13 protein-coding genes and 1 pseudogene are annotated in these 17650 nt (G+C 35.0%); 4 read left to right on the forward strand and 10 right to left on the reverse strand.

The genetic code is table 11. The features are described 5' to 3' along the window. Window positions 1-29: 29 nt before the first annotated feature. Window positions 30-3083: pseudogene (locus tag BSF41_RS07020) on the reverse strand (DNA polymerase III subunit alpha). Then, complete coding sequence (gene dinB / locus BSF41_RS07025) at window positions 3083-4264, reverse strand: DNA polymerase IV (RefSeq protein ID WP_095928783.1); 1182 nt, start codon at window positions 4262-4264, stop codon at window positions 3083-3085. The pseudogene BSF41_RS07020 and the gene dinB overlap by 1 nt, the downstream one beginning before the upstream one ends. 91 nt (window positions 4265-4355) lie before the next feature. Here dinB and BSF41_RS07030 point away from each other — a divergent pair, with 91 nt between their 5' ends. Genes BSF41_RS07030 through BSF41_RS07040 form a run of 3 tightly spaced genes read left to right on the forward strand, consistent with a single transcriptional unit; the run spans window position 4356 to window position 6148 of the window. Further along, the gene (locus BSF41_RS07030; protein ID WP_095928784.1) at window positions 4356-5129 is read left to right on the forward strand and encodes a LexA family transcriptional regulator; all 774 of its coding nucleotides are present in this window, start codon (window positions 4356-4358) and stop codon (window positions 5127-5129) included. Window positions 5130-5158: 29 nt separating this feature from the next. Further along, window positions 5159-5686 carry a hypothetical protein gene (locus BSF41_RS07035; RefSeq protein WP_095928785.1) on the forward strand — a complete coding sequence of 176 codons (528 nt, stop codon included), beginning with the start codon at window positions 5159-5161 and terminating at the stop codon, window positions 5684-5686. Window positions 5687-5698: 12 nt separating this feature from the next. Further along, a complete protein-coding gene (locus BSF41_RS07040; protein WP_095928786.1) occupies window positions 5699-6148 on the forward strand; it encodes a GNAT family N-acetyltransferase in 450 nt (149 codons plus the stop codon). A gap of 9 nt (window positions 6149-6157) precedes the next feature. Here BSF41_RS07040 and BSF41_RS07045 read toward each other — a convergent pair whose 3' ends face one another. From BSF41_RS07045 to kdpB, 7 genes are all read right to left on the reverse strand, one after another. Next, window positions 6158-6679, reverse strand: a complete 522-nt coding sequence (locus BSF41_RS07045; RefSeq protein ID WP_095928787.1) for an exonuclease — start codon at window positions 6677-6679, stop codon at window positions 6158-6160. A 76-nt stretch (window positions 6680-6755) separates the two neighbouring features. Further along, window positions 6756-7517, reverse strand: a complete 762-nt coding sequence (locus BSF41_RS07050; protein WP_095928788.1) for a phosphatase PAP2 family protein — start codon at window positions 7515-7517, stop codon at window positions 6756-6758. 323 nt (window positions 7518-7840) lie between these two features. Next, window positions 7841-9556 carry an ATP-binding protein gene (locus BSF41_RS07055; protein ID WP_095928789.1) on the reverse strand — a complete coding sequence of 572 codons (1716 nt, stop codon included), beginning with the start codon at window positions 9554-9556 and terminating at the stop codon, window positions 7841-7843. Window positions 9557-9804: 248 nt separating this feature from the next. Next, window positions 9805-10929: a sensor protein KdpD gene (locus BSF41_RS07060; protein WP_095928790.1), complete on the reverse strand. Its 1125-nt coding sequence runs from the start codon at window positions 10927-10929 to the stop codon at window positions 9805-9807. A gap of 91 nt (window positions 10930-11020) precedes the next feature. Beyond that, window positions 11021-12100, reverse strand: a complete 1080-nt coding sequence (locus BSF41_RS07065; protein WP_095928791.1) for a porin — start codon at window positions 12098-12100, stop codon at window positions 11021-11023. 437 nt (window positions 12101-12537) lie between these two features. Beyond that, on the reverse strand, window positions 12538-13089 hold the full coding sequence (locus tag BSF41_RS07070) for a K(+)-transporting ATPase subunit C (protein WP_095928792.1): 552 nt from the start codon (window positions 13087-13089) through the stop codon (window positions 12538-12540). A gap of 160 nt (window positions 13090-13249) precedes the next feature. Next, entirely contained in the window at window positions 13250-15307 is a 2058-nt protein-coding gene (kdpB, locus tag BSF41_RS07075) for a potassium-transporting ATPase subunit KdpB (RefSeq protein ID WP_095928793.1), read from the reverse strand. Between the two features lie 68 nt (window positions 15308-15375). Between kdpB and BSF41_RS07080 the strand changes: the two genes are divergently transcribed. Next, the gene (locus BSF41_RS07080; RefSeq protein ID WP_095928794.1) at window positions 15376-15735 is read left to right on the forward strand and encodes a four helix bundle protein; all 360 of its coding nucleotides are present in this window, start codon (window positions 15376-15378) and stop codon (window positions 15733-15735) included. A 94-nt stretch (window positions 15736-15829) separates the two neighbouring features. Here BSF41_RS07080 and kdpA read toward each other — a convergent pair whose 3' ends face one another. Continuing rightward, on the reverse strand, window positions 15830-17548 hold the full coding sequence (gene kdpA / locus BSF41_RS07085; protein ID WP_095928795.1) for a potassium-transporting ATPase subunit KdpA: 1719 nt from the start codon (window positions 17546-17548) through the stop codon (window positions 15830-15832). Window positions 17549-17650 lie beyond the last annotated feature (102 nt).

Here is a 17650-nt window from a genome sequence, read left to right on the forward strand (position 1 = left end):
TACTGCCACTGAACACTAAATTCTGAACACTAAAACTTCATTCGATGTCTCGGAAGATTAATTTCATGTTCTTGCGGATAAGGCGCTCGATGCGTCAAACTAATATCTTCCTTTATTTGATTTTATGTTCTGTATTGATCTTTAGAATCCATATATCGTGGATCTGGAATAAAAGGCATTTTGGCCATTTTGAGAATCGTAATGGTCGGAAAATGATAATCGACCTCAACATTTCCTAACAAAAGATAACAGCCTCCACCCTGAAAAGGATGTTTTGCAAGACTATCTGGAAAATGTGCCGTATCAAAATAAGTGCCTTCATGATCGATCCAAGTTCCAAAATACATCGAACCCTTTTTGGTCGGGACGTGTTTTCTGGAAATGAGATAGGCCAGCATTCTAACTTGTCTTTTATGGTATTTTACTAAATCTTTTGCCATAATATCACCTCTATGTTTGGTTTGTAAAAGATCGAAAACCGTACAAGAAACAGGAAAACTCAACAATTCGATTTCATCAAAAGCATCTTCAAAAACAGAACGTTCCAGGACAGGTAATTTGAATTCTTTTACCGGTTCTTGCAAAAGCATCAAATTTCGATTTTCGGGTTTAAAATTGTTTAAAAGCAAACTCGCACTAATCAAAAGCTGATTTTTTGTTTTTCCTGTAAAGCGAAAAGCACCAATAAAAATGAGAACTTTAACGCCTTCAATTCCAATTGGAATGCGATTGATGAAATTTTCCAGAGAAAGATAATCGCCGTTTTTCTCTCTTTCTGATACTATTAAATTCGCAATTTTAGATTCTAAACTCTGCAAATGCATAAACCCTAAATAAATATCGGTTCCGTACAAAGTCGTTTGATATTCGCTTTTATTCACACACGGATTATGAACGGTTCCGCCCGACATTCTGGCTTCGTGCACATAAACTTCGGTTCTATAAAATCCGCCTTGGTTATTGATTACCGCTGTCATAAATTCTACAGGATAATTAACTTTCAGGTACAAACTCTGATAGCTCTCAACGGCATAAGAAGCCGAGTGCGCCTTGCAGAAAGAATAGCCCGCAAAAGATTCAATCTGACGGTAAATTTCCTGACTCAAAACTTCTGGATGCCCTTTTTGCGCGCAGCTTGCAAAGAAATTATCTTTTACTTTTTGTAAAGCTTCCAACGATCTTCCTTTTCCTGACATGGCACGACGAAGAATATCACCATCAGGAGCAGGAAGTCCGCCGTAATGCTGGGCAATTTTTATCACATCTTCCTGATACACCATAATGCCATATGTTTCGCCAAGATGTTCTCTAAAAACCTCATGAAAATATTCAAACTGATTTGGATTATTATGACGAAAAATATACTCTTTCATCATTCCAGATTGTGCAACTCCAGGACGAATAATAGATGAAGCCGCCACCAGAATTTTATAATTATCACAATTCAATCGGCGTAATAACCCGCGCATCGCAGGACTTTCGATATAAAAACAGCCAATTGTATCTCCTTTTGCTAAATAAGAATTGCAAACCGCTTCATCTTTAGAAATAGAAGTATTGCGAATGTCTACTTTTATACCTCTATTTTTTTCAATCAATTTTACACTATCATCAATATGTCCGATACCACGCTGGCTTAGAATATCGAATTTGTCAAAACCAATTTCTTCGGCAATATGCATATCAAAAAGCACAATTGGAAAACCTTTTGGAGGCATTTCCAAAGGCGTGTAATTGGTAATTGGTTCTTCAGAAATAATAATTCCACAGGCATGCATACTACGCTGGTTGGGATATTTCTGCATCATAAAACCATATTCTTGAACCAATTTCACAATCTTATTTGTAGGATGAAGCTCTTCTGGATTTTTTGCCAATACATCTAATTCTTCTTTCGGAAGACCAAAAACTTTTCCAACTTCCCTAAAAATAGAACGATATTTAAACTCCACATTGGTTCCGCAGAAAGCAACATGATCTCGGCCGTATTTTCCGAATATATATTCTAAAATTTCATTGCGTTCCTGCCAGCTCCAGTCAATGTCAAAATCGGGTGGAGTTTTCCGGTTCAGATTTAAGAAACGTTCAAAATACAAATCGAGTTCTATTGGACAGATATCAGTAATTCCGAGGCAATAGGCTATTATGCTGTTGGCACCGCTTCCGCGACCGATATGCATAAATCCTTGACTATTGCTGTATTGAATTATATCCCAAGTAATTAAGAAATAGGCGCTAAATTTTAATTCGTCAATAACTTTCAGTTCTTTTTCAACACGTGCTTTTGCTATTGTATTTTCTTTTCCATAGCGATGTTCAAAACCTTTTAGCGCCAAGCCAGTAAGCATTTTTATATCTTCTTCACGGCTTTTGGTAAAGAATTTTTTGTTTTGTGGAACACCAAATTCATATTGAAAATTACATTTGTCAATGATGCGTTGTGTGTTCGAAATGATTTCAGGATATTTTTCATAGAAAGGCAAAAGTGCTTCTAATGGTTTTATGAAATCAGAAGTTTTGCAATAATCCGCTTCAGTAAGTTTTGACAGAATAATATTCGTATCAACTGCACGTAGTACTTTATGCAGATTATATTCTTTTTTACTGCTAAAAGTTACGGGCTGTAAAACCACCATTTTGGCAATTTTATTTTTATGTTTAGAGGTTAAAAGGCCTGAAACTTCTTCGGTACGCACTCCAATAAATTCATTTTCATGAAGCGTTTCAGGAGCATTTTCTAAAGTATAAATTACAAAAGCCTCCTTAAATTCAGGAGCTCGTAAAGGCAAAGTTTTTCCGCTGAAATTATACTCAGTTAAAAAACGATTCATTTCAGCTAATCCTTCGGCATTTTTAGCTAAACCAATATATCGAAATTGATGATTACAGCGAAATTCCATTCCAACCAAAGGCTTGATTTCGTTTTTCTCACAATCTCTTATAAAATCATAAATTCCAGTTACAGTATTAATATCTGTCAATGCCATTGCTTTTACGTCACAAGAAACAGCCAGACCTACAAGATCTTTTAGCGGAATCGTGCCGTAACGTAAGGAATGATAGGAATGACAATTAAGATACATTATTTCTTGCGTTTTAAAATTTCGTCTTTAGTATTGGGTTTAAAATGAGCTCCGGCACAGCGCATTACGGCATCAAAACCGTAACGGCTTTTCATTTTGTCCATCGCTTCATAAAGTGAAAGCATTTCCTGAGTATCTTCAAAAAGATCAATTTGATACGTTCCGCGGACCAATCCGCTAAAGCGAACACCAATCAAACGCAGACGCATACGACGCTGATACACTTTTTCAAAAAGTTCCATTACATTTTTAGTCAAAATATGATCGGCTGAAGTATAAGCAACTCGGCATTGTTTGGTTTCAGTATCAAAATTGGCGTAACGAATTTTAACCGTAACTGTTGAAGTCAGCCATTGTTCTGAACGCAATTGAAAAGCCAGTTTTTCGACCATTCCCAAAAGCACTCTTTTAAGTTTTGCAATATCAATGGTGTCTTGAGAAAAAGTATGTTCTGTAGAAATAGATTTTCTTTCGCTATATGGTTCTACAGGTGTATGATCGATTCCGTTCGCTTTTTTCCAAATATCAAGGCCGTTTTTTCCAATCATTTGCTGTAAAACCTCAGCAGGCATTTCGGCTAAAGTTTGAATTTTACGAACACCAATTCGAGACAAGAGTTGAAAAGTTACGGTTCCGACCATTGGTATTTTCTGAATCGAAAGCGGATTCAAAAAAGTCTGTACCTTATGTTCTGGAATTTCAAGATTTCCTACTGGTTTGCCTTCGCCTGTAGCGATTTTAGAAACGGTTTTATTGATCGATAACGAAAAACTGATCGGAAGTCCAGTTTCTTTAATTACTTTTTGTGCCAATTCATCTGTCCATTTATAACTTCCATGAAATTTATCCATTCCTGTAATATCCAGATAAAATTCGTCGACACTTGCTTTTTCTAAAACAGGTGCTTTTTCTTGGAGAATCTCAGTGACATCGTGAGATAGTCGCGAATACAATTCCATATCTCCTTTCATGACTTTCGCCTGCGGGCAAAGTTTCATTGCCATTGCGATAGGCATTGCAGATCGTACACCAAATTTACGGGCTTCATACGAACAAGAAGCCACAACGCCACGATCACCTCCGCCAATAATAAGCGGAATATCATTAAGTTCAGAATTGGTAAGTCGTTCGCAGGATACAAAAAAGGTATCCAAATCCATATGTACAATTGCCCGTGCCATTTTTTCCTTTTTGTTTTTGTATGAAACAAAATTAGTACAGGTGGTAACATTTTTTTGTATATTTGCTGTTCCAAATTATAACAAATTTATTATGTCCTTATTTTCAGACAACATCAGAGCGTTAAGGGTTAAGCATAAAATATCACAGGAGAAATTAGCTGAAAACCTTAGTATTACAAGAGGAAGATACGTGAAATACGAAGACGGAACTTCGGAAGCACCGTATGATATTCTAAAGAAGATTGCGTTATATTTTCATATGAGTATTGACTTGATATTATCTGTCGATATACGTAAAATTGATGTGCAAAATTTGATAAAATTGGAAGGTAACCGACTTATTTTGCCCATTCAAGTGGATAGTTTTGGAGAAAATTTTATTGAAATTGTATCTCAAAAAGCAAAAGCAGGATATTTGAACGGATATGCTGATCCTGAATATATTGAAAGTTTACAGCAAATTACACTTCCGTTTTTAGGACCTGGAAAACATCGCGGATTTCCCGTTGAAGGCGATTCAATGCCTCCACACGAAGACGGTTCTATCATTATTGGTCGTTATGTAGAAAAACTAGGAGAGGTGATGGACGGTAAAACCTATATTCTGATTACTAAAAATGAAGGAATGGTGTACAAACGTCTCAATAAAAACAAAAAGAACTCTTTGGTTTTAGAATCCGATAACAGTTTTTATCCGAATTATGAAGTGAAAGCTTCTGATATTTTGGAGATTTGGGAATATGAATGTAATATTGGCCGTTCGGATAAAAAACAAGAAATGACAGAAACCGGAGCAATGAAAGATTTGCTTTTAGAATTGAAACGTGAAGTTCGAGAGATTAAGAATAATACTTCGAATACCTAGAGGTTCATTAACTATAGAAATTAAGAGTAATGATATTTATTGTTTATACAGGCACAGTGAGTTTTATAACAAGAACAGAATTAACACTTGCAGAATGGGATAAACGATTTCACAAGTTTCTAAGAGTTATTGGTTTTATTAGTGATGAAGAATTTCTGGACGAACTTCGATTTTCATATCGTGTTGATGATAAGACTGTTGAAGAGATTAATGAAATAATCAGTAAAAAGAGTTTTGTCAGTATTAGAATTACAAACAAAGTTTTTGAAGGCTTTCGATATGCTGAGAATTATTTAGATTTTACAACTATAGAAGGACAGATTTTGTATTTTGAAGATTGGAATTTTATATTTCGAGTCTTTAATGAAGAATATTTTCTTTGGTGTTTTTTAGGCGGAATAGCAGATGTCCAAAGAGAAATTAAATTAAGCGAAGAGGATATCAAAAAATATAAAGAAATTGGTTTAGCACAAATAGATTATTTGATTGATAATTTGCAGAAAATGGATTCAATCGAATATGAAAAAGCAATTGCCGAAAATAGGAAATTACTTTAAACCGACTACTTTATGAATATCCAAAAAGCCAAAATCGAAGATCATATCTGTTTAACGGAAATCACCAAAAAGTCAAAGGCGTATTGGGGATATTCGGATGAGCAAATGAAGAAATGGAGTAATAATCTAACCATCACCATAGATTATATCAAAACAAATCCTGTTTTTAATTTGGTTGATGAGAATCAGATTGTTGGTTATTATTCTTATTTAAGATTAGAAAACAATCAGGTAAAATTGGATAACTTATTTATTTTACCTGAATATATAGGAAAAGGATTTGGTTCTTTTCTAATGAATGATTTTTTGGAAAGAATGCGAAATGAAAAATGTCAAAAAATCATTTTAGATTCAGAACCAAATGCCGAACAATTTTACCAGAAAATCGGATTTACAAAAATCGGTGAATTTGAAACTTCCATAAAAAATAGATTCATGCCGATTATGGAAATGAATCTTTAATTCTGGAGTTTATTTTAAATCAATTTTCAGTTGCATTTCATTTTTCATATGCAATAATGCTTCAGCATTTCCCATGGCATCATCAACGGGATTATGCGTATGTTCCGTTTTTCGAAGATGTTTCCATTGAGCAAAAGTATCATTTACTAAACCACAGTATAAATCACCTATTCTTCTTGATGAATATCCAAAAGGATTTCTATTCAAAAAATGATGAAAATACCAGCAAATGAACATCCAGTCAAAACCATTATTATCGCTAATAAATATTGGTCTTCCTTTTGAATTTTCTTTTATCCATTCTTCAAAATTTAGCATTACCTCTTTTGGATCATCAAATTCTAAAGTTGTTTCTCTGTCGAAACCTGAAATTGCTAAAGCTTGCGGATCAAACTTATCGGAAATAGGTTTTAGTTTTCCATAAAAAGTTTTATCTAACTTTTCATTTACAAGCACAGCGCCAAAGCATATCATGGAATAATCTCCAGGAATTGGTCCGTCTGATTCTATGTCTACAACTATATAACTCATTTAATTTTTGATTTGTTTTTCTAACAAACTTAAAATATTAAATAAAGAATAATAGCATTTTATGACAAATTATAAATTAAAAAACCTTCGCAAATCCCAAACCATATTGCTGTCCATTATAAAAGGGCAATATCATAGAAGTAGATTTATTTTCGGCTGATGATTTGAACAATTTTTTAGTGATATACGGATTAATCCAATAGGCAATTTTGGTACTCAAAATCCCGATTCCAGCTCCAGCAGCCACGTCTGTTAGCCAATGGCGGTTGTTGTAAATTCTGAAAAGGCCAGTTCCAGTTGCAACGGCGTAACCTGCAATTCCGTACCAAATTGATTTGTCTTTGTATTCTTGATATAAAAATTCGGCACCCATAAACGCAGTTGCAGTATGTCCGGAAGGGAAGGAGTTGTTTGAACTTCCGTCGGGCCTTTCTACATGTGAAATTGATTTTAAACCTAAAACCGTTGTAGCCATAATTGCATACGAAGTCACCAATATCACAGAGCGGTCACGCATATTGTTTTTGCCTTTTACGCCAAAAGCATTCAACGCATACACCGATGCAGCAGGCGCATACTGAGAAAAATCATCAATTGTAACTTTCTCGTCAATGTCTTCAGTAACTTCTTTTTTTATTTGCGAATTGAAGCTTAACAGCTGATCGCTTTCAAGTCCAATAACACCATACCCAATTAATACACTAGGAATAATCAATTGTTTATAATTGAATTTTAGCTGATGTGAAGTACTGTCAATTTTTGTAATCGAATCGTTTTGCTGCGCATTTACAGAAAATAATCCGAATAGAAATAGTAGGGAAATCGTTTTGTGGAACATTTTCTTAGTCGTTATATTGTACAAAATTAACGAATGTTCGACGCAGGTATTTTGGGCTTAATTGAACCTTAAGGGAATATTAATTTGTTGGTTTTAAATGAGGTAATTGAATTAAGATTGGCTAAATTTTATTTTATTTAGATTGATGATTTTAAGTAAATAAGTCCCAGCGGGACGATATATTTATAGAAAATTTATTAGGCGAGTTTTTTAAGCCCCAGAGGGGTGAAATATGTCGCTCCGCTGGAGCTTATTATCAATGTGAATCAAATTAGCTATAAATATCTCGCTTCTCCGAAGCTCTTTTAATAATTCACAATTTTTTAAACTTTCAACGAAAACCAAAAAGTACTTCCCAGTCCTAAATTACTTTCTACGCCAACACTTCCGTTTTGGGCTTCAATAAATTCTTTGCTTATCGCTAAACCCAATCCAGTTCCTGATTTTTGACTTCCTGGAACTTGAAAATATTTATCAAAAACTTTGTCTTTATATCTTGTATCAATTCCTTTTCCGGTATCAATAACCTGAAAAAACATTTGATTATTTTCTTCTTTTAATTTAATAAGAATCGTGCTTTTTTCAGACGAATATCTAATGGCATTCGATAAATAATTAATTAAAACCCAGCCTGTTTTTTCAGCATCTGCTTTTACGTTTTTGAGATTTTCATTGGCATCAACAATTAACTGAATTTGTTTTTGGTCTGCCTGAACTTTTACAGCTTCTACGGCATATTTCACAATTTCCTGCGGATCGCTTTTTCCAATATTCAGTTGAATATTTCCAGTTTCCAATTGTGATAAATTCAGTAATTCTCCTGTAATTTTCAGCAAACGCTGACTGTCATCTTTTATACTTTCAACCAATTGTTTCTGATCGTCGTTCATATTGCCCGTTTTAGCATTTTCAAGCAATTGAAGACTTAATTTTATAGAAGCAATTGGTGTTTTTAGCTCGTGCGAAACGGTGGCAATAAAATTCGTTTTAGCAAAATCCAATTCTTTAAAAAGCGTAATATTTCGAAGAATAATGACATCGCCAATATTGATTTCTTTTTCTTCGCCAGTTGGCGTTATTGTTATATTGTGAATTTCTTTTTCGAAATAACTTTCTTTTCCGTGAGCAAAAATTTTGAGAGGCTGTTTTTTAGTAGTTTCACTTTCTTTCAGAATCAAAGAACGAATTAAATCATTAGAAACAGCTAATTCAGATGCGGGTTTTCCAATTATATCTTCTGATTTTAGACCAATAATTTTCAGTGCTTCATCATTCACAAACAAAACAATTCCTTCGTTATCCAAACCAATAATTGGATCATTCATATTATTGATAAGCGTTTCCAGCCGTTTCTTTTCAAAAAGAAGTTTGTAAACATTGCTGTCATGATATTCTTCCAGCTTTTGCGCCATCGTATTAAACGATTTGGCTAGATCTCCAAATTCGCTGTGACTTGTAAAATGAACACGTTCTGAATAGTTTTTATTGGCAATTTCCTTAATACTCTGCGTTAATTCTCTAATCGGATTGGCAATATTATTAGGTAGATTAACCAATAGATTAAAAGCAATCAGAAAGCATAAAGTTCCCACAATGGCAATCGATAAATTAGCCGTTTCAGCCGAATGTTTAGCGATATCGCTTTTCTGTTTTATGGCGTCCAGATTCAGTTTCATAATCGCAAAAATATCCTGACGAATCTGAGCTTTTACTGATTCATCAGCATTGTTTTTGTCTAAAAGAGCAAAACTCGCTTTCAGTTTTTCGGTAGCTTGTTTTTCCCCTGGTTCTGTAATATTTTGAGTCTGCTTTTCAAGATTTTCCTCAAAACTCTGAATTGTTTCTTTTGAATCCGACTTTATTCCGTCCAAGGCAAAAATCATATTTCGGGAATATTCCAAAGTATTATAATTGGATTTCAGAATATTCTCGGTGTCTTGCTTAATCAAAAAAACAGAATAAGCACTCACTAACGAGAGAATGATAATCATTAAAAATAACAATCCAACACCCAGATTCAATTTGGTTTTAATTCTCATTTTATAAAACATTTAATTTTTTTTGAACCATATAAGTTATATAAGTTCATTTAAAAACTGTGCTTAAAATTTAACCGCAAAGAGCGCTAAGGTTTCGCAAAGCACGCAAAGGTTAGATTAAAAGCTTTGCGTCTTTGCGAGCAAAATAATTCTAGCGAACTTTGCGTAAAAACCTTGCGAACTTTGCGGTTAAACTTCAACGCCCCGAATTTAAATGAACTTATATAACTTATATGGTTTAAAAACTTTTAAGACAGAATAACAAGATCAACATTTGATAAAGACAGCTTGTTTAGCAAACGTCTGAAAATTGTTGTAGACAAAATTACTTTAAATAAATTCAAATGCGGTTTTCCGATGCACACAGTTGTAATTTGTTTTTCTTCTACAGTTGTCAAAATTGCATTGGCAATATTCGAATTTTCGAGTTTAATAACTTCGGCTCCTAATTGCACGGCAAGTTTAAAGTTATTAATTAAATGTCTTTGTTTATCAAGTGCAATTCTTGTACTGCTTTCCTGCGGAGTTTCGACATACAAAACATACCAGCTTCCGTTATAATAGCTTGCCAATCGAGCTGCTTTTCTGATCACAATTTTAGCCGTTTTATCATTACTGCTAATACAGGCCAACAATTTTTCATGTCGTAAAGCATGAAGATTCGGAACTTCATTTTCAACTTTTCGAACGACCTGACTCGCTACTTCTTTCAAAGCCAATTCCCGAAGTTGTAAAATCTGTTCCGATTTAAAAAAGTTCGCTAAAGCAGTCGGAATTTTATCTGCCGTATAAATTTTACCTTCCTTTAAACGCGCAATCAAATCTTCCGAAGTCAAATCGATATTCACGACCTCATCGGCCAGACGCAAAACATTATCAGGAATTCGTTCCTGAACATCAATATTCGTAATTCGTTTTACGTCTTCGTTTAAACTCTCAATATGCTGAATATTAACAGCTGAAATTACATTTATTCCAGCTTCCAGAATTTCTAAAACATCCTGCCAGCGTTTTTCGTTTTTGCTTCCTTCAACGTTTGTATGTGCCAATTCATCAACAATAACCACTTCTGGTCTAAGGTTGATGATAGCCTGAACGTCGAGTTCTTCGAGTTCTTTTCCTTTATAAAAAATAGTCCGCCTCGGAATAATCGGAAGACCGGCAAGTAATTCATGCGTTTCCTTCCGCATGTGTGTTTCAATGTAGCCAATTTTTACATCGATTCCGTTTTTCAATAACGAATGCGCTTCTTGAAGCATACGAAAAGTTTTGCCCACACCGGCGCTCATTCCAATGTAGATTTTAAACTTTCCTTTTCGTGATTTCTGAATTAAATCGAGAAAGTGCTGTGCGTTATTATTTTCGTTTTCCATATTTTATGAGGTAAGATGTTATCTGTAAAATGTAAAATGTCCTGCGTAATGTTTAGTACATCTTACATTTTACAAAAAACATTTCACTAGACTAAAATGAAATCGCCAGCGAAGTTGTCACGAACGTATTCGTATCCGTTGGAAGATTATTTTTATTGGTGAAGATTTCGTCTTTGCTTGAAAGATTTCTGGCTTCAATTCTAAACATAACATTATCAGTAACTAAGTAATCAAAGTTAGCTGAAAATCCGTAAGTTTTAAAACCATTTGGCGTTTCAGTTGCGATAATTACACCTTTTTCATCACTATAATATTCACCTCTCACCGCAAGCTGAATCTTGTCAACGGGTTTGTATTGCAGAATCAAAACAGGCGAAAACCAAGTGTCGTATTTGTTACTATTTTTAGCCGATTGCTGAGATCCAACATCAAAACCAGCCGTTACATTTGTTTTCTCCGTTACTTTAAACTGTCCGTAAAAGTTGTTGAAATAACGCCATTTTTTATCAATATCTGGCTGCTCATTTCCAACATAAGTACTCCAGTTCAAAACAACTTTATCAGATGGTTTGTAAGTAATTTGAGTTCCAAAAGCAGGTGTTTGATTGCCTTCTACTTTTTCAATTCTTTGCCAGCCATTCAAGTACATACCCGCCAAATACCATTCTCCTGATTCAGAGGTATAACCAATTTTGACTCCTGCTTCATAATAAGGCGAATTCTCAGCCAGAATACTTCTTGATAAAGTTTGACAGTCTTTTCCAATGGCACTTTCAAAACCAATGTGAGCTGGCATAATCCCTGCATCAATCCATAAATTATGGCTTTTCGAAATTTTCACACCCACATTTACCTCGTAAACATTTTTCAACAAACCTTGTTCAGCAGACATATTATATTCGGCATAAGTTCCCGCCATTAAGGCAAAATTTCCCCGAACATTTTCTTTGGTATAATTTACTTTTGCAAGACCTAAATTGATGTTTACTTCATTACTTTTATTAAAGTTATAAAAAAAGCTTGGCCGAGTATGATTTTCAGGTTTTCCAAAATCATAGCTGTAATAGGTTTCTACATATCCCGAAAACGTCAGCGGACTTTTTGATTCTTCTTGTGCATGTAAATTGCTATAACCAAAAGCGATTAGAGCAGTAAGTATTATTTTTTTCATTTTTGTGGTATTCTATTATTTATTAGTAGATTTTTTAGGAGCTAATCCCGCTATCCGTTTCAATCTTTTCCTGGCTAAAGAAGCCAGAAAAAGGATTTCCACTACTATCGGGGCTAGGGCATTTGGGGTAAAAAAGGCATTTTTGTATTATAATATTTTCATATCCTAACAGGTTTCCAAAACCTGTTAGGTATTATTGTAAGTTTAGTTTTTTAGATTCCAATTCTCGCCATTTTTTGTTATCCTGAGGAACGAAGGATCACACAAGGAGCTCGACAAAGATTGGCGATTATAGGGACGGAGTTTCGAGTGTGATCCTTCGTTCCTCAGGATGACAAACTGTGTGGTTACTCTGTTTATAATATCTAATAGGTTTTGGAAACCTGTTAGGATAAAAACCTTAGAACCTTAGCGACTCAGAACCTCAGAACCTTGTTTTAGCGAAGCTGATCCAGCGCAACATTCAATTCCAAAACATTAACCGTTTCAGGACCAACAACAGCTGAATTAATTTTAGATTCCACCAAAGATTTCACTTTAGTTTCATCCAGTTTTCTTTCTTTAGCAATTCGTTTTACCTGAATCAAAGCGCCTTGTGGAGAAATATTTGGATCTAAACCGCTTCCTGAAGCCGTAACCATATCAGCCGGAATTTCAGACTTTTTCAAGTAAGGATGAACCAGTAAAAGCGTATCAATTCTTTTTTGAACCAAAGCAAGATAATCGGCGTTGCTTGGGCCTTTGTTGCTTCCAGCACTTCCCGCCGCGTTATAATCAACAGCAGATGGTCTTCCCCAGAAATAATTCGACTTATCGAATTTCTGACCAATTTTTTGATAACCAACCACTTTTCCGTTAACCGAAATCGTTTCTCCTTTTCCTTGATTTGGAGCAATTTGTGCGATTCCATAAATCGCAAGAGGATAAATAACCGCAAATAAAATCAAAGTAAATACGGTAAGTTTTATTATAGAAAATAGATTTTTCATTTTTTTGAGATTCTAAGGGACTAAGTTGCTAAGGTTCTAAGTTTTTTTTCAGAAGCTTAGCAAATCGAAGTCATGTTTTTAATTTGAGTTTTTAAAGATTCCTGTATTTGCAATTCTAAGAGAAAACCTTAGTCCCTTAGAATCTTAGCATCTTAGAACCTTACATGAATAGAGCTACTAGTAAATCAATAACTTTAATACCGATAAAAGGAACAATCAAACCGCCCAAACCATAAATCAAAAGGTTTCTTTTTAGGATGGCACTTGCTCCAATTGGTCGATAATCAACCCCTTTCAGCGCAAGCGGAATCAAAATTGGAATAATAACCGCGTTGAAAATTACAGCCGATAAAATCGCGCTTTCCGGACTGTGCAAATGCATGATATTTAAACCTTGTAACGCAGGAATCGCAGTAATAAAAAGAGCAGGAACAATAGCAAAATATTTCGCAACGTCATTTGCAATAGAAAAAGTAGTTAAAGTACCTCGAGTCATTAAAAGCTGTTTTCCAATTTCAACAATCTCAATTAGTTTCGTTGGGTCATTGTCAAGATCGACCATGTTTCCGGCTTCTTTTGCAGCTTGAGTTCCGCTGTTCATAGCAACACCAACATTGGCTTGAGCCAAAGCCGGAGCATCATTTGTTCCGTCACCCATCATCGCTACTAGTCGTCCTTCGGCTTGTTCTTTTCTAATGTAGTTCATTTTATCCTCAGGTTTAGCTTCGGCAATAAAATCATCAACACCAGCAGCTTCGGCAATAAATTTAGCCGTAAGCGGATTATCACCCGTAACCATAACCGTTTTGATTCCCATTCTGCGTAAGCGCTCAAAACGTTCTTTCATTCCGGTTTTGATAATATCCTGAAGTTCGATAACACCTTGAACTACATTGTCTTTTATAACAACTAGGGGAGTTCCTCCGTTAGACGAAATGGTAATAACTTGTTGGGCAGTATCTTCAGGAAAAGAATTTCCGGCTTGCTGCGCAATGTTTTTTGCAGCGTCTTGTGCGCCTTTTCGAATATTAGTCCCGTCTTTTAATACGACTCCAGAAGTTCTGGTTTCAGCAGTAAATTTTATACTGTGTGAGATGTTTTCTGTAAGAAGTGAAATGTCTGACTGCATTTTACTATTCACATCTAACATTTTACCGAGCTCGAGAATACTTTTCCCTTCTGGAGTATCATCTGCAAGCGAACTCAAAACCGCCGATTTAACGAAATCATCAAAAGAAATTCCTTTTGTGGGATAAAAATTAGTTGCTTTTCTGTTTCCAATCGTGATGGTTCCTGTTTTATCTAAAAGCAATACATCAATATCCCCAGCAGTTTCAACCGCTTTACCAGATTTTGTAATTACGTTAGCTCGTAAAGCTCTGTCCATTCCCGCAATACCAATCGCAGAAAGCAAACCACCAATTGTAGTTGGAATTAAACAAACAAACAAAGCAATGAAAGCCGCAATCGTGATGGGTGCGTTGGCATAGTCGGCAAACGGTTTTAGCGTAACGCACACAATCACGAAGATTAAAGTAAATGCGGCTAATAAAATGGTTAAGGCGATTTCGTTTGGTGTTTTCTGACGGCTTGCACCTTCAACTAAAGCAATCATTTTATCTAAAAAGCTTTCGCCGGGTTCAGAAGTAACTTTTACTTTAATTTTATCAGATAAAACTTTTGTCCCTCCGGTAACCGAAGATTTATCTCCGCCAGCTTCCCGAATAACAGGAGCACTTTCTCCAGTAATGGCACTTTCGTCGATTGTAGCCAAACCTTCGATAATTTCTCCATCGGCAGCAATTAAATCGCCAGCTTCACAAACGAAAATATCGTCTTTTTTTAATGCCGAAGAACTAATGTTTCTAATTTCTCCGTTAGGTAAAATTTGTTTTGCAGGAGTTTCTTCTCTTGTTTTTCTTAAACTGTCGGCTTGTGCTTTTCCTCTTGCTTCGGCAATTGCCTCGGCGAAATTGGCAAATAAAAGCGTTGCCAGTAAAATTAAAAATACAATTAGGTTATAAGTAAAACTTCCCTGATCATTTGCACCCATTAATATTGAAATGCAGACAGCAAACATAATGGCTGTTCCAATTTCTACGGTAAACATTACCGGATTTTTGATCATCATTTTTGGATTAAGCTTCACAAAAGACTGCGCTAAGGCTTCTTTTACCTGTTTACTTTCAAACAATGATGTGGATTTATTAGTTGTCATTTTTCTTTGTGTAAGATGTTAAATGTAAAATGTGAAATTTCCTACTTTTGTAAATAATTATTTTAAAGATGAAACCACACAAGAAATTGAATTCATGGATTAAAAGTTTTGAATTCGTTAAAGAAATTTATTTAGCTACAAGACAATTTCCTTCTGAGGAAAAGTTTGGAATTACTTCACAAATCCGCAGAGCTTCTGTTTCTGTACCTGTTAATATTGCAGAAGGAGCAGCAAGAAAAGGAACAAAAGAGTTTATCCATTTTTTACATATTTCCCTAGGTTCTTTATCAGAACTCGATACTTTAATTTTATTAAGCAAGGAGCTAGATTTTTTCAATGAAAAAGAATGTGAACAATTGATTGAAAAATTAGATATCATAGGGAAACTTATTTATGGATTAATCAAGAATCTTGAAGCACGTTTATGATTTTTTGTGAAATGTTAAAAGTGAGATGTAAGCTGTTATTATGAGAGTTAATTTGATTTCTTTTTTTCACATCTCACTTTTCACAAATCACATTTTACATGCCAAAATATTCCGCTAAAGGGCCAAGTGCCAATGCTGGGAAGAATGATAAAGCAGCGATAATTGCGATTACGGCAAAAGTCATGATTCCGAAAATTGAGGTGTCGGTTTTTAAAGTTCCTGCACTCTCTGGAATGTATTTTTTACCTGCCAGTAAACCTGCAATTGCCAATGGACCAATTATTGGAATAAAACGGCTTAACAGTAATACAATTCCTGTAGTGATATTCCAGAACGGATTATTATCTCCCAATCCTTCAAAACCAGAACCATTATTGGCAGCACTTGAAGTATATTCGTATAACATTTCTGAGAATCCGTGATTGCCAGAATTGTTTAACCAGCCTGTTGCATTGCCGCTAAACCAATAACCCATTGCAGTATCATGCGCAGCAAAATAAGAGGCTAAAGCAGTTCCGGCTAATATTAATAAAGGGTGAAGAATAGCGATAAAAGCAGCAATTTTAACCTCCCGCGCTTCGATTTTCTTTCCTAAAAATTCGGGAGTTCGGCCAACCATTAATCCGGAGATAAATACAGCCAGAATAATGAAAACATAGTAGTTTAGAATACCAACACCGCATCCGCCGTAAAAAGCATTTACCATCATAGATAATAGTTGCATCGCACCAGAAATAGGCATAGAACTATCGTGCATACTGTTTACAGAACCTGTAGAAATTACCGTTGTAGCAATACTCCAGAAACCTGAAATTGCCGGACCAAACCGAACTTCTTTTCCTTCCATCGCTCCGGTTGCCTGTGCAATTCCCATTTTTTCGATAGCAGGATTTCCGTTGATTTCACTCATAACTGTTGGAACAACCAAGAGTAAGAAACCAACCGTCATTACACCAAAAATAATATTCGCTAATTTTCTTTTGTTTAGGAAAAATCCAAGAGCAAAAATCATCGCAAACGGAATAATCATCTGCGCCCAAAGTTCAACTTGGTTAGTAAAATAAGTTGGATTTTCTAATGGATGAGCTGAATTGGCTCCAAAAAAACCACCACCGTTTGTACCAATATGTTTAATAGCAATAAAAGCTGCAGCGGGTCCGCGAGAAACTTCTACATGATCGCCTTGAAGCGTTGTAATAGCATCTTTACCTTCAAATGTCATAGGAGTACCGCTGAAAACTAATGCGATAGCTACAATTGCAGAAAGGGGTAATAAAATACGAGTACAGCTTTTAATGAAATAATTATAAAAATTACCCAATTGTTCTGTCGTTCTTTCTTTCATTGCTGTAAAAATCATAGCGGCAGCAGCCATTCCGATACCGGCAGAAACAAATTGAAGAAACATTAATACGATTTGCGAAAGGTAAGAAACCCCGCTTTCGCCTGAATAATGTTGTAAGTTACAATTGACTAAAAATGAAATAGCAGTATTAAATGCCAGATCCGGCGTCATTGATGGATTGTTATCCGGGTTAAGAGGTAAAGAACCCTGAAACAATAAGACAAAAAAGCAAAGAAAGAACCAAACCATATTGATACTTAAAAGTGCTTTTAAGTGTTGTTTCCAGTTCATTTCTTCAGCCGAATTAATACCGCTGATTTTAAAAATAAATTTTTCAATTGGATTGAAAATCGGATCAAGAAGTGTTTTATCTCCTAAATAAACTTTAGCAATATATTTTCCTAAAGGAATAGCCAAAACAATGGTGAGGAGAAAAATACCAATGACGCCTAATAATTCTGTGTTCATAATTTTTATATTTTTTAGTGAAAAATGAGAGATGATTTTGTAAAAAGGGTTGATGAATAAAATTTACGTTTACATTTCACATTCAGGATTTCACTTTTTTAC

Origin of the sequence: Flavobacterium sp. ACN2, from assembly GCF_002303885.1 — a bacterium.
Lineage (GTDB): Bacteria > Bacteroidota > Bacteroidia > Flavobacteriales > Flavobacteriaceae > Flavobacterium.

Excerpts from the sequence above, each read along its gene's own strand:
- BSF41_RS07030 (WP_095928784.1), top strand. The coding sequence starts at position 4,356 with ATGTCCTTATTTTCAGACAACATCAGAGCGTTAAGGGTTAAGCATAAA.
- BSF41_RS07065 (WP_095928791.1), bottom strand. The coding sequence starts at position 12,100 with ATGAAAAAAATAATACTTACTGCTCTAATCGCTTTTGGTTATAGCAAT.
- BSF41_RS07060 (WP_095928790.1), bottom strand. The coding sequence starts at position 10,929 with ATGGAAAACGAAAATAATAACGCACAGCACTTTCTCGATTTAATTCAG.
- BSF41_RS07050 (WP_095928788.1), bottom strand. The coding sequence starts at position 7,517 with ATGTTCCACAAAACGATTTCCCTACTATTTCTATTCGGATTATTTTCT.
- BSF41_RS07070 (WP_095928792.1), bottom strand. The coding sequence starts at position 13,089 with ATGAAAAATCTATTTTCTATAATAAAACTTACCGTATTTACTTTGATT.
- BSF41_RS07080 (WP_095928794.1), top strand. The coding sequence starts at position 15,376 with ATGAAACCACACAAGAAATTGAATTCATGGATTAAAAGTTTTGAATTC.
- dinB (WP_095928783.1), bottom strand. The coding sequence starts at position 4,264 with ATGGCACGGGCAATTGTACATATGGATTTGGATACCTTTTTTGTATCC.
- kdpB (WP_095928793.1), bottom strand. The coding sequence starts at position 15,307 with ATGACAACTAATAAATCCACATCATTGTTTGAAAGTAAACAGGTAAAA.
- kdpA (WP_095928795.1), bottom strand. The coding sequence starts at position 17,548 with ATGAACACAGAATTATTAGGCGTCATTGGTATTTTTCTCCTCACCATT.
- BSF41_RS07035 (WP_095928785.1), top strand. The coding sequence starts at position 5,159 with ATGATATTTATTGTTTATACAGGCACAGTGAGTTTTATAACAAGAACA.
- BSF41_RS07040 (WP_095928786.1), top strand. The coding sequence starts at position 5,699 with ATGAATATCCAAAAAGCCAAAATCGAAGATCATATCTGTTTAACGGAA.
- BSF41_RS07055 (WP_095928789.1), bottom strand. The coding sequence starts at position 9,556 with ATGAGAATTAAAACCAAATTGAATCTGGGTGTTGGATTGTTATTTTTA.
- BSF41_RS07045 (WP_095928787.1), bottom strand. The coding sequence starts at position 6,679 with ATGAGTTATATAGTTGTAGACATAGAATCAGACGGACCAATTCCTGGA.